Origin of the sequence: Rhizobium centroccidentale (assembly GCF_030182565.1) — a bacterium.
Classification (GTDB): Bacteria; Pseudomonadota; Alphaproteobacteria; order Rhizobiales; family Rhizobiaceae; genus Rhizobium.
In genome coordinates, this window is sequence record NZ_JAQJCG010000001.1 from 270,138 (window position 1) to 282,684 (window position 12,547).

Consider the following 12,547-nt stretch of genomic DNA (forward strand, 5'->3'; position numbering starts at 1 on the left):
CGTAGTGGTGAAAGGAGTTCACCAATGACGTCCCTTGCTCTTTCACACGGCATTTTCGAACCAAACGATCTGGAGATCCTGCAAAAAGTGTTCGACCGGATATGCGCGGAACCTTGGTTCACCGTGCGTACGGAAGAAAGACGGAAGTTCGCCCGATATTTGATGCACATGTATATGCGCGGCCTCATCCTGCCGGATCGCCTGGACGCGCTTTGCCGGCTTGTAGCCTACGAGCGGTTTTCCCGCCGTCGCGGCATGACCGATATTTCGGGCCAGCGGTTTCTTGTCGTGGAGGATGAATACATGATTGCGATGGAGGCAAAGGAAAAGCTGAACGAGTCCGGCGCCGAAGTCGTCGGTCCGGTCGCCAACGTGAATGACGCACTCCAGATCCTCAAGTCTCAGGACATCATGCTTGATGGAGCTCTTCTCGATATCGCTCTTGATGGGCAGATGGTTTATCCAGTCGCAGCCTCTCTGCGCATGAAGCGGATCCCGTTTGCCTTCGTGACAGGTTATGAGGGGCGGCAGGTTCCTGCAATCTATCGAAGGGTTCCGACTTTCGCCAAACCCGCAGATTGGGCCGCGGTGGCTGCTTCGCTCGCGGACTCCAAGACCCATGGTGCCATGCGCCGCCCCGCGCATCATAAGCACTGATGAGTCTCCTAGTTGAAGTCGCGGCTCAGCCTGAGCCCGCCCCGGCAATGAGCAGGAGCGGTCAATCGCAGCTCTGCGAACCCGCTTGCTCCTGATTAGCCGATGTCGAGGTCATTGCATTGGCCTGATTGTTGCAGCCGCCACTATTCTTGTTCGAATCCGCCTTCGTCTTCTTGCCGGTGTCCTGTGCCCCGTTCGCTCCGGTTTTGTTGTCTCCCTGCACCGGTTTATCTTGGTTTGTCGCGGAAGCGGGAGGTGAATGATCGCTGGCTGCGCCGTCGGAGCTGTTGGATTGTGCCAGCGAGGCTGTGGCTAGGCAAAGTGAAATAAGCGAGGTGGCCGCGATTTTCGAGAGCATGGCTTTCTCCTCAACATTCTTGTAAGTTCACTCGGAACTTTTGCAGCTGCCCGAAGTTCCGAAGCCCGTCGCAGATATTTAGAGCGGGCATATGTTTTCCGTTGCCGAGCGGGACAATTCACTTCGATCCTATTCCTGTCACCTGAGCCCGCGCGAATACTGGTTAATCGAGGGTATTTTCGATGGAACGTAAACGTGCTCGGGGCCACACCCGCCGTGCATTCCTCTCATCCACGGCAGTTGCCATCATCCTTGGGTCCGTGCAAAGGGCGAGCGCCCTCGTCGTCGGCGGGGAACGTCCCTGGATCCCATTTGACGCGAGTCCGCCGGATGTGCCCTCGGCGGCAGCGTCCGGACGATGGTTTTTCTTCACCGATGAGGAAGCAGAGACGATCGGCGCCATTGCCGAGCAGTTGATCCCGGCCGATGAGCTCAGCATCAGCGGAAAAGAGGCAGGCTGTACCGAATACATCGACCGGCAGCTGGCAGGTTTTTTCGGCAACTTCGACCGGCTTTACATGCGGGGTCCTTTTCAGCCTGGTACGCCTGAACAGGGAGATCAATCGTCGCTTGTTCCGCGTGCCCGTTACCGCATCGGCATTGCGGCACTGAATGAACACTGTTCCGCCACCTTCAAGCAGCCCTTCGCCAAATTGACGAGCGAACAGCGCGATCAGGTGCTGACGGATCTTCAGCATGGAAAAATCGCCATGCAGGCCATTGATTCCATGGCCTTTTTTTCGCTCGTCCATGCCAACACCATGGAGGGGTTCTTCGCCGATCCCATCTATGGCGGCAACAAGGACATGGTCTCCTGGAGGATGCTCGGCTTTCCCGGCGCCCATTACGACTACCGAAACTACGTGGAGCGCCATAACGAGACGCTTGATCTGCCGCCGGTCGGCATTGCCGGGCGGCCCGAATGGAACATCGGAAAGGATTGACGATGGCGACGAAGCTGCCTCACACGGATGTCGCCATCATCGGCCTTGGCTGGACCGGTGCCATTGTGGCAAGCGAACTGACGGCCGCCGGCCTCGATGTCGTTGCGATCGAGCGCGGACCCTGGCGCGACACGGCGCGCGACTTCAGCATTGCGTCCGTTCCTGACGAACTCCGCTATATCCACCGGCAGGAACTTATGCTGCGTACGGCCCAGAATACGGTGACCGTCCGCAACAATCCCGCGGAAACTGCCCTGCCTATGCGCAATTGGGGTTCCTTCCATCCTGGAAACGGAACGGGTGGCGCCGGCAATCATTGGGCCGGCATCACCTTCCGCTTTCAGCCGCAGGAGTTCCGGCTGAAGAGCTATTTGCAGGAGCGTTACGGCCCCGCAGCCATTCCGGACGAACTGACCTTGCAGGACTGGGGGACGGATTGGAACGAGATGGAGCCGTTCTATACAGCCTTCGATCGCATCGTCGGGACCTCCGGCAAGGCCGGCAATCTCCGCGGTCAGATTCAAGAGGGAGGCAATCCGTTCGAGGGCCCCCGTTCGGAAGAATATCCGACGAAACCGCTTCGCCAGCCTTATGGGCCTGTTCTGTTCGCCAAGGCCGCGGCGGAGATGGGCTATCGGCCCTTTCCAGTGCCGTCTTCGCTGATTTCCGAGCCATATACCAACCCTCTTGGCGTAACCATGGGGCCGTGCACCTTCTGCGGGTTCTGCACCAATTACGGCTGCGCCAACTATTCCAAGGCCAGCCCTATCGTAAACATTCTCCCGGCGCTTGTTCGCCGGCAGAATTTTACGGCGAGGACGAACTCCGAAGTCTTGAAAGTGCTGACCGATTCCACCGGTAAAAAGGCGACCGGCGTTCTCTTCGCCGATACCTCAGGCCAGGAATGGGAGCAGCCGGCAGATCTTGTCGTTGTCGGCGCCTTTACCTTCGAAAACGTGCGTCTGATGCTGCTATCCGGGATCGGTAAACCCTACGATCCCTCAACTGGAGAAGGCACCACCGGACGCAACTATTGCTATCAGACGGCCAATGGCGTGCAGCTCTTCTTCGATGACAAGAACTTCAATCCCTTTATCGGCGGGGGCGCGGTCGGCATGGGGATCGATGAATTCAACAATGACAATTTCGACCATGGCGGCCTCGGTTTCTTCGGTGGCGGGTCGATCCGCGTCACGCCGATCGGCGCCGCTCCGATCAGCTATCGGCCCGTGCCGCCGGGAACGCCCGCCTGGGGCAAGGAATGGAAAAAGGCGACGGTGAAGAATTACCTGTCGGCCATGTCGATCGGCTGCGAGGCCTCGAGCTATGCGACCAGGAACAATTATCTCTCATTGGACCCGACCTATACCGACCGTCTCGGACGGCCGCTTTTGCGCATTACCTTCGATTTCCCTGAAAACGACCTCAAGATGGCACAATACTGCACGTCGAAGGTCGCCGACATCGCCAGGCACATGGGGCCACGCCAGATCGTGGAGAACCCGATGAAAGGTCATTGGAATACGGTTCCCTATCAGTCGTCGCATGTGGTTGGCGGATTTATCATGGGTGAAAACCCCGCCAACAGCTGCGTCAATAAATATCTGCAAAGCTGGGATGTGCCGAACCTGTTTGTCGTCGGCGCTTCCGCCTTTCCGCAGAATCCAGGCTACAATCCGACCGGCACTGCGGCCGCCCTCGCTTTCAAGGCTGCCGATGCAATCAGGAACATCTATCTTAAAGATCCAGGCCCGATGGTGCGCACATGACGAGGGCGCTCTGGAAATTCCGGGTCGGGGTGACGGTAGCCGCAGTTGGGGGCTTATCGTCACTTGCCATGGCGCAATTCCTGGGCGATGCGGAGTTCAACGTGGTCGACCGGGGCCGCTATCTCTCCATTCTGAGCGATTGTGCGGCCTGCCACACCGCGCCAGGAGGGCAGCCCTTCGCCGGCGGTCTGAGCATCGAAACACCCTTCGGCGATCTGGTCACACCGAATATAACCCCGGACCGCGAAACCGGCATCGGCAAATACACGAAGGAAGATTTCCAGCGCGTCATGTCCGAAGGGATCGGCAGGGGCGGCTATCATCTCTACGCCGCCATGCCGTATCCTGCCTATACTAAAATGACCGCTGAGGACAACGGAGCGCTTTTCGCCTATTTGCAAACGTTGCAGCCAGTTAAAAATCAGGTCGAGGTCAACCAGCTGCCGTTCCCTTATAACCAGCGCTGGTCGCTATTCGGCTGGAACGCCCTGAACTTCACTGCAGGTGTTTTCAAACCGAATGCAGCCAAGAGCGAGCAATGGAATCGCGGAGCCTATCTCGTGGAGGGGCCCGGGCATTGCGGTACATGCCACACGCCGAAGAATGCGCTCGGAGGAGACAAGGACAGCAAGGCATTGCAAGGGTTCGTCATACAGGGATGGAATGCTCCCAATATAACCACTGATCAGCATCAAGGCATCGGCAACTGGAGCATGGACGATATCGTTGCCTATCTCAAGACGGGTGCTAACCGGTTTGATCTGGCGTCTGGACCGATGGCGGAAGTCGTCACCAAGTCTACATCCAGGATCAGCGATTCCGATCTTGCAGCGATCGCCACCTACCTCAAGGACAGCGGCGAAACATCAACGGCGGCACCTGCCGCCATCGCGCAATCCGAGCCTGTCATGAAGGCTGGCGCGGCTCTTTATGCCGACCGTTGTTCCGGCTGCCATACGCCGGCGGGCGAGGGGATACCAAAACTGTTCCCAAGGCTTGCCGACGCGCCGCTCGTCAACGCCGATGACGCAACATCGCTAATCCATGTGGTCCTCGCCGGAAGTCGAGCCGGGAGCACAGATGCCGTCAGTACCTCCCCCGCGATGCCCGCCTTCGACTGGAACATGTCTGACGAACAGGTTGCAAACGTCCTGACCTATGTTCGCAATAGCTGGGGCAATGCTGCACCGGCGGTAAAGTCCGCGGATGTTGCAAGTCTGCGTGACTATTTAAAGAAGCAATGATCGTGTGGTCTGACGGTTTCTTGAAAAAATCCAGATGCCGGATTGCGGATCGCTTCTACCGCTTAGCTCCAAATCCAGATGGCTCGGGTTACGAACGGAAGGAAGCGTCGTGTCAGCATATTTAAAGATAGCGTGCGGCCAAACCGCTGCACCACAGCATCAGCCTTGATGCTATGCGTAAGTCCTGCAATCGTCATATGTCGAAGCCCCATTCGAGCACAACATCAACGATCAACCAGCTGTGCGGAAGGTAGGAGCAAAATAGCGCTTACATTAGACTGGTGCACGACCTAAGATTTATTCGCGGGCGCGACCGGTGCCTAATTTACGACGCGACGAGCCACATATAAGCTGCAGCCGTCCAGGAGAAGCCAAGGCCGCCGCAGCCTTCCCCGGTGACCGGGTCGAAATATTCGGCAAAACCCTCCGCCTCGATCGCCGAGATGGTCGACTTGCGTAGCTTCTCGGCTTCGTCGATCCGGCCATTGCGCTTCAGGCCGTCGATCAGCAGCCAGTTGATGATGGCCCAGGCCGGGCCCCGCCAGTATCGTTTCGGCTCCCAGCTGGCGACGCCGGGCTTTACGGTCGGGAAGGCGACTTTCATCCCCTTGGACCATGCCTTCATTTCATCGACGAGAGCGCCGACGACCGCCTGGTCGAGATCGAGCGACAGAAGCGGGATGAACCCCGCTTGTGTCGGTGCCTCGACATCCCAGCCCGAAACGAGATCGCGGGATACGAAACGCGACAGATCGGGTCGCCACTGGGCGAGGATCGCGTTGCGAGTTTTTTCATTGAGTGCGGCGATCTCGGACGCATCTTCATTGCGGCCGAATTCGTGGGCGAGTGCTTCGAGGTCTTCGCCGGCCTTGAGCAGGATCGCGGTGGTCTGGATCTCGGCGACCTTGAAGGGGGCCTTCGCCCACTGTCTGGCCGGCTCCCAGCCGCAGGCGGCATAGGTATCAACTAGGTGGATGAAGCGCTGATAGTCCTCGTCGCGGGGACGCATCAAAGCGTTCACATGGCCGGTATCCTTCCGCACGACCGGCGTGTCGGTGGTGGTGGGAACGCGGGCAAGCGCGACATCCCATGCGGGAGAATTGTCGCTGCCGCTTTCCCAGGGATGAAGCAGGGCAACGAGGCCGGTCCCTTCAGGGTCGCGAGCCGCATACCACCAGCGATGCCATTTCAGGGCCGCCTCATAGAGCGGCAGGGTGCGGGTCTTGTCCCCAGTGGCTTCGTGCAGCTTGCGGAGCGCGATGGCGAAAACGGGCGGCTGGGTGATGCCGGAGGTCGGGATCGTATGGCGGGTGCGCCAGACGTTCGGGCCCGGAAAATAGGTATCGCTCGGCTGATGGAAGACGATATGCGGGATCATGCCGTCGGCCCACTGGCCCTCGACCAGCCGCTCCAGTTCGCGATAGGCGCGGTCCGTATCGTAAAGCGCGAAGCCCATGGCGACGAAGGCGGAATCCCAGTTCCACTGGAAGGGGTAGAGCCGGTCCGTCGGCACCGTATAGCCGCCGCGGTCGTTGGCGACGAGAATACGCTTGGCTTGATCGATATGGAGGTTCATGTCGGTACTCCGGTATTTGGGGAGGGACGCCCCTAGGCCATGACGGCCGGAAAGGATTGGCCGCTTTCGGGGGAAAGCCAGGTGATGCGCTTGCGATCGAGCTTCAGGCCGATCGTATCGCCGCTCCTGACGGTCTCGGAGGCAGGCAGGATGACGCGGACGGGCTGATCGTGGATCGAGCCGGTCAGGAGCAGGTGTGAACCCATCGGTTCGGCGACCCGCACTTTCATTTCGAGGCCCTCGGGCAGGCCCGCGAGTTCCACCGCCTCGCCGCGCAGGCCGAGGATGATCTCCTTACCGGCTTCCTGCGGTGCATTCAGTTGCTCGATACCGGCAGAGACCTGGCCGTTCAGGACGGGTACCTTGATGAAGTTCATCGGCGGATTGCCGATGAACCCGCCGACGAAGCGCGTAGCGGGATGATTGTAGACATCGACCGGCGAGCCGACCTGCTCGACGATCCCTCCATGCATGACGGCGATGCGGTCGGAAAGGCCCATCGCCTCCGTCTGGTCGTGCGTGACGTAGATCGTTGTCGTGCCGGCCGATTGCAGCACTGTCTTGAGTTCGGTGCGCATTTCGAGGCGAAGCAGCGCATCGAGGTTGGAGAGCGGTTCGTCCATGAGGAGTACCTTGGGCTCGACGGCAAGCGCGCGGGCAACGGCGACGCGCTGGCGCTGGCCGCCCGAAAGCTTGTTCGGATAACGGTCGAGATACTGTTCGATATGCAGCAGGCCGGCGGCCTTTTCGACCTGCGCCTTGATGCGCGCCTCGTCTGCCTTCTGCATGCGCAGCCCGAAGGCAACGTTTTCGTAGACCGTCATATGCGGGAAGATCGCGTAGTTTTGGAAGACCATCGCGAGGCCACGGTCCTTGGGAGCGAGCCCGAGGACCGGCTTGTCGCCAATGCGGACATCGCCGCCGGATGCGGTTTCGAGACCGGCGATGATGCGCAGGAGCGTGGTCTTGCCGCAGCCGGACGGGCCGAGAAGCGAGACGAATTCGCCATCGTTGATCGTCAGCGAGACCTCTTTCAGGGCCTGGAATGCCCCGAAACTCTTGCGGACACGGTCGATGACAATATTGGCCATGGAATTGGTCCTGTTATTTGGAGGAAATGCCCCAGATCGCGAAAAGGTAGCGCCTGACCGCGAAGATGAAGACAACCGAGGGAAGGATGAGCATCAGGCCGCCGGCGAAGCGATAGTGCATCGGGCTTTCGGAAAGCACCGTCAGCAGATAGGCCGTCAGCGTGCGGTTGCGCACCGTCAGCACCGAGGCGGCAAAGACTTCGTTCCAGGAAATGACGAACGCAAAGACGGCCGTTGCGACGATGCCCGGCAAGGCGAGTGGCGCCACGACCTTGAAAAAGGCCTGGATGCGGGTGCAGCCGAAAACCCATGCGGCTTCTTCCAGCTCCTTCGGGACGCCGAGGAAAATGCCCTGGGTCACTAGAGCCGCGAAGGGGAGCGCCAGGACCGTATGGATCAGGCCGACGCCGACGATCGTATCGTAAAGGCCGAGCCGGATGAAGGAGACGGTGAGCGGCAGCGCCAGGATCGCCAGCGGGAAGGCGCGCGTCAGAAGGACCAGCAGCCGGTAGCTGTCCTTGCCCGGAAAATTGTAGCGGGCGAGCGCATAGCCCGCGGGTGCCCCGAGCAGGATGGAGAGGGCTACCGTGATGCCTGCGGCGCCCAGCGAATTGAGGAAGGAGCGGACGACCCCTTCCGTCTGCAGGAAGAGGATGAAGGGTTCGAGCGAGATGCCGGTCGGCAGGCCGGTCTTCGGCCAGATGTAGACGCCCTGTCGCCCGCCGAGTGCGCCTAGCGCCACGAGATAGATCGGAACCAGAACCCAGGCACAAAGCGCGGCGATACCGCTCCAGAGCAACCAGCGGCGCGATGAAACGAAGCTTGCGGGATTGGCGGTGGCGGCTGCTTCGGAACTGATGGCTTGCGTGTTCATGGCAGGCGCTCCGGATCGACCTTGAAGGCCTTGAGATAGACGAGGGTTGCGGCGAGCGAGATGACCATGATCAGAACCGCATAGGTGGCCGCGACGCTGTAATTCTGGTTCTGGTTCTGCCAGTTGTAGGCTTCGCCAACGAGGACCGGAAAATTGCGGCCGCCCAGTGCGTATACGACTGCGAAGACCTCGAAGGCGAGCACGGTGCGCAGGATGAGGGCCGATTGGAGCGCCGGGCGGATCAACGGCAGGGTTATTTTCCAGAAGCGCGTCCAGGGACCGGCTCCGAAGATTTCGGCGGCTTCCTTGAACTCCTTCGGCACCTGGTTGAGGCCGGCGACGACGATGACCATGACGATCGCCGTGCCGCGCCAGATCTCCGCCACCGCGATGGCGATGAAAAGCGCAACCGGCGTCTGGTAGGAAAGCCAACTCGCCTGGCGGCTGATGACGCCGAGGCTGAAGAGCAGCGAGTTGAAATAACCGGTATTCTGGAGGATCGACAGCCAGACGAGGCCGGCAGCGAGATCCGAAATGCCGAGCGGGATCGTCCAAATCCACAGAATCGTCTCCCGCCCGCGGTCGATCTTGGCGACCATCGTGCCCATGGCGAGCGCGATGGCGATCTGGACCGGTACGACCACGATCGTCAGCAGAAACGTGTTGCGCACCGATTGCATGAAATTGATGTCCGTCACCATGCGCTGCATGTTTGCGAGCGACGGTGCGCCATCATCCGAGACCGCCAGCCAGATCGTCTGCACCAGCGGCACGATGAAAAGCAGGCCGAGGAAAACGACAGATGGCAGGATCAGCAGATAGGGGATCAAGGGTCGATTTTGAGTCATGGGCTCCCGCCTCGAAAAGCAGGGTTGCGGAAAGAATGCCCGGACATTTGCGCCCAGGCATCCAGGGAGGATTATTGAACCGGGCAGGCGCCGTCACTCTTGGCATCCGGTGCCCAGCAGGGAGCCTTGGTATCGGTCATCAGCTTGGTCATGACGGCGCCCTGCTTGGCCAACACCTCGCCGACGGGCTGGTTTTGCAGCACGATCAGCTGGAAGCTGTCCATATAGACCTTGTTGAACTCGCCGCCCTTGTCGCCGAGGCCGACTGGAAGAAGCGAGATCACTACATCCTTGGCAGCTTGGGTCTTGGTGACGGCACCGGCGAGAAGTGCGACGCCCTTGTCGAGATCCGGCGGCAGCTGGACGTTCAGCGTCGGGAAGAAGCCGACCTTGGACGCGGTGAGCAGCTGGATTTTCTGGGCCGTCAGTGTTTCGATGATCTTCATCGCACCCGCCGCATCCGGGGCACCCTTCGGGATCGAAAGGCCCGCGAGAACAGGCATGTATCCGCGCCCCTTCGGGCCGGCCGGAGACGGGAATACGACATAGTCGTCCGGCGAGGCGGAAATGGCATTCTTCAGTCGGGCGACATGGTCCCAGGCGACCATGACTTCACCCGCGGCCAGCGGCTCCTGCATGAAGTCGTAATTGGTCGAGTTGGGATTTACATAGGCCCAGAGCGCCTTGAGCTTCTCCCAGCCTGCCGCGGCATCGGCGTTCTTGAAGGTGCGCACTACGCCGCCGGTGAAGGATGGGTAGAAATAACCCTGGAAGTAACGTGCCATCAGGCCCTTCGGGCCGGCCGGGAAGCCGATCTGCGGTTGGCCCGTCGCCTGCTGCATGTTCTTGCCCCACTCGATCAGCTGATCGTAGGTGATGGCGTTGATATCGGCGCCTTTTGGCAGGTATTGCAGGGCTTCCTTCTTGGCGGCCATGACATAGGTCGCCTGCATCCACGGAATGTATTGCTGGGTGGATTTGCCGAGCTTGCCGAGGTCGAGGAGCGATTGCGGCATGCCGCCGGCGGCGAGCTTCTTGGCGAGATCATCAAGCGGTTCGAGCTGATCCTTGTCGGCGAGTGGTGAAAGCTCGCCGTGCAGCGCACCGACCAGGCTGACGGTGTGCTTGCCGGCCTTGGCCTCGGCTTCCATGCGTACGGCGAACTGCGGGGGTTCCTCGACCACATAATCCACGTTGCCAGCATCCTTCAGCAGGTCCTGCCGCACGACGGTCGCCTCTTCGATCGGGCGAAGCTGGGTGGATACGAAAACCGTCTGGGCAAGCACCGGCGAAGCAAAGGCCAGCACAGTGGAAGCCAGAATTCCGAATGACGTGATGCGTTTCATATTCTCTCCTCCTTCATTGTTCTTATCCGTGATGCACTATGTCGGATCATGCCGCCTTCATCGGGCGGCGATGGCTGTCGCGATCGATGAATTCGATCGCGTGAAGCTCCTGCAGTTCCTCCGCAGGCTCGCCGGCGATCGCCCGCAACAGCAGCGAGGCGAAGCTCGCGCCGAGGTTTTCGCCGGTCATGCGCATGGTCGAGAGGGAAGGGCTGGTGAAGGCGCCCGTCGGCAGATCGTCGTGACCGACAATGCTGATCGCTTCGCCCCCATCGATTTCGCGTAGCGCTCTGAGCGCTCCGATCGCCATTTCGTCCGTGGAGCAAACGAGCGCGGTGGGACGCGAAGGCTGCCGGAGCAATTCCAGTGCGGCGAGATAACCGCCCTGTTCCGTGGGCGCGCCTTCGGCACAGAGATCTGCATTCAGCCCTGCCTCGTCCATCGCGGCCTTCCAGCCCGTGCGGCGCACATGCGCGAAGTAATATTCCTGTGGCCCGGCGATATGGCCGATGCGGCGGTGGCCGGCGGCCTGAAAACGGACCGTTGCCGCGTGAAACCCAGCAAAACCATCGCCGTCGATATAGGGATGGGGTACGAGGCTTTCGGTGCGTCCGTTGGTGACGAAGGGAATGCCGCGCGACTGGAGAAATTCGACGCGTTCGTCCTGCCGTCTGGTGCGGACGAGAAGCATGGCGTCGACGCGGCGGCCATCAACGAAACGACGGCAGATGTCGAGTTCACTTTCACCGCGTGGCACAGGCGCGATGACCAGGTTGAGGCCGGCACTTGCAAGATGCTCGGCACAGCTGGAGAGCATGTCGAGGAAATGCGGCGGACCGATATGCCCGGGGTCGCTCGGCAGCGTGATGGCAACGAGTTCCGCACGTTGTTTTCTTAGCCTGCGCGCCGATGCGTTCGGGCGGTAGCCAACCATGTCTGCAGCCTCTCTCACCCGCTTCTGGGTTGCTGCAGAGACATCGCCGTAACCGTCGAGTGCACGGGAAACCGTGGTGATCGACAGTCCGAGCGACTGCGCGAGTTGCTTGAGATTTGCCAAGATCGTCCTCCGGAATGGGGCAGAGAATTCTCCAAAACGTTTTGGGAGTCAAGCCAAAACGTTTTGGATCCTCACGGTGCATGGTCGAAGCGATTATTTGTGGTCATTACCACTGGAAGCGATGCCGTTATCGATTCCGATAAGGCAAGGACCGCTCCAGCGATGGCTCCCTTGCGCGCCGTCCAGCTTGGTGGTGGGCCGATCGGCGTTCTGCAGAAGATTGTCTGCCGCATGGACGTGGCCACAGGACGTCTCAATAAGATACGCGAGATTTAACAGCCTGATCGACATATTGATAAGCTGAAGGTGAGATCGAGGAATTCTCAGTAAAAGCGGCTGCTGTCGATTTGGACTGGGCAGCTGACGAGTCCGAAAAGACCATTATGCAACCGCCGCGCTTGGGAAACGTTCAGGGCTCTGGGGTCGTACAACGGTGCAAGACTCCGCCGGTGGAACTTCCTTGCTTACCATGTGGTTTGGTGTGCCGAAGCGAAATTGGAGAATGCGATGAGAAGAATAGTCGCCATTGGAGTTTTGGCAGGCATGCTGGCGGCTTGCCAATCCACCCAAGCGGAGCTGCAGCCTATTCCAGGAAGCATCACCTATGGTGGGCAACCGACGCAACGATTACAAAAGTCACCCGTCGGCAGCATCGTCCCCCACACATTCACGGATCAGTGGGGCGAACGGGTGCGCGAGACCTACATCCTGCAGCCCGATCGCAGCCTGAAGCTCGTAGATCGGGTATATCTCGATAATCCGTTCGATTGACACGGTCATCAG

Annotated in this window: 12 protein-coding genes; 5 read left to right on the forward strand and 7 right to left on the reverse strand. The window is 59.9% G+C overall.

The features are described from left to right. Positions 1-24 precede the first annotated feature (24 nt). Entirely contained in the window at positions 25-657 is a 633-nt protein-coding gene (locus PH562_RS01195) for a response regulator (RefSeq protein WP_285171054.1), read from the forward strand. Between the two features lie 61 nt (positions 658-718). On the opposite strand, the gene PH562_RS01200 is transcribed toward PH562_RS01195, so the two are convergent. Next, positions 719-1,015 (reverse strand): hypothetical protein, encoded by a 297-nt coding sequence (locus tag PH562_RS01200; protein ID WP_285171055.1) that lies wholly within the window; start codon positions 1,013-1,015, stop codon positions 719-721. Between the two features lie 182 nt (positions 1,016-1,197). On the opposite strand from PH562_RS01200, the gene PH562_RS01205 reads away from it, so the two are divergent. Genes PH562_RS01205 through PH562_RS01215 form a run of 3 tightly spaced genes read left to right on the forward strand, consistent with a single transcriptional unit; the run spans position 1,198 to position 4,972 of the window. Beyond that, positions 1,198-1,959, forward strand: coding sequence for a gluconate 2-dehydrogenase subunit 3 family protein (locus PH562_RS01205; RefSeq protein ID WP_113232396.1), 762 nt, complete (start codon positions 1,198-1,200; stop codon positions 1,957-1,959). 2 nt (positions 1,960-1,961) lie between these two features. Further along, positions 1,962-3,728, forward strand: a complete 1,767-nt coding sequence (locus PH562_RS01210) for a GMC family oxidoreductase (RefSeq protein WP_285171056.1) — start codon at positions 1,962-1,964, stop codon at positions 3,726-3,728. Continuing rightward, positions 3,725-4,972: a c-type cytochrome gene (locus PH562_RS01215; protein ID WP_285171057.1), complete on the forward strand. Its 1,248-nt coding sequence runs from the start codon at positions 3,725-3,727 to the stop codon at positions 4,970-4,972. The genes PH562_RS01210 and PH562_RS01215 overlap by 4 nt, the downstream gene beginning before the upstream one ends. Positions 4,973-5,297: 325 nt before the next feature. On the opposite strand, the gene PH562_RS01220 is transcribed toward PH562_RS01215, so the two are convergent. The 6 genes from PH562_RS01220 to PH562_RS01245 form a co-directional block, all read right to left on the reverse strand. Further along, positions 5,298-6,548, reverse strand: a complete 1,251-nt coding sequence (locus PH562_RS01220; RefSeq protein WP_285171058.1) for an MGH1-like glycoside hydrolase domain-containing protein — start codon at positions 6,546-6,548, stop codon at positions 5,298-5,300. Positions 6,549-6,580: 32 nt separating this feature from the next. Further along, entirely contained in the window at positions 6,581-7,639 is a 1,059-nt protein-coding gene (locus tag PH562_RS01225; protein WP_285171060.1) for an ABC transporter ATP-binding protein, read from the reverse strand. Between the two features lie 13 nt (positions 7,640-7,652). Then, on the reverse strand, positions 7,653-8,513 hold the full coding sequence (locus tag PH562_RS01230) for a carbohydrate ABC transporter permease (protein WP_285171061.1): 861 nt from the start codon (positions 8,511-8,513) through the stop codon (positions 7,653-7,655). Further along, on the reverse strand, positions 8,510-9,361 hold the full coding sequence (locus tag PH562_RS01235) for a carbohydrate ABC transporter permease (protein WP_285171062.1): 852 nt from the start codon (positions 9,359-9,361) through the stop codon (positions 8,510-8,512). The genes PH562_RS01230 and PH562_RS01235 overlap by 4 nt, the downstream gene beginning before the upstream one ends. A gap of 71 nt (positions 9,362-9,432) precedes the next feature. After that, positions 9,433-10,707 carry an ABC transporter substrate-binding protein gene (locus PH562_RS01240; RefSeq protein ID WP_285171065.1) on the reverse strand — a complete coding sequence of 425 codons (1,275 nt, stop codon included), beginning with the start codon at positions 10,705-10,707 and terminating at the stop codon, positions 9,433-9,435. 46 nt (positions 10,708-10,753) lie between these two features. Then, positions 10,754-11,764, reverse strand: a complete 1,011-nt coding sequence (locus PH562_RS01245; RefSeq protein ID WP_285171066.1) for a substrate-binding domain-containing protein — start codon at positions 11,762-11,764, stop codon at positions 10,754-10,756. A 543-nt stretch (positions 11,765-12,307) separates the two neighbouring features. On the opposite strand from PH562_RS01245, the gene PH562_RS01250 reads away from it, so the two are divergent. Then, complete coding sequence (locus PH562_RS01250; RefSeq protein ID WP_374817971.1) at positions 12,308-12,535, forward strand: hypothetical protein; 228 nt, start codon at positions 12,308-12,310, stop codon at positions 12,533-12,535. Positions 12,536-12,547: the final 12 nt, after the last annotated feature.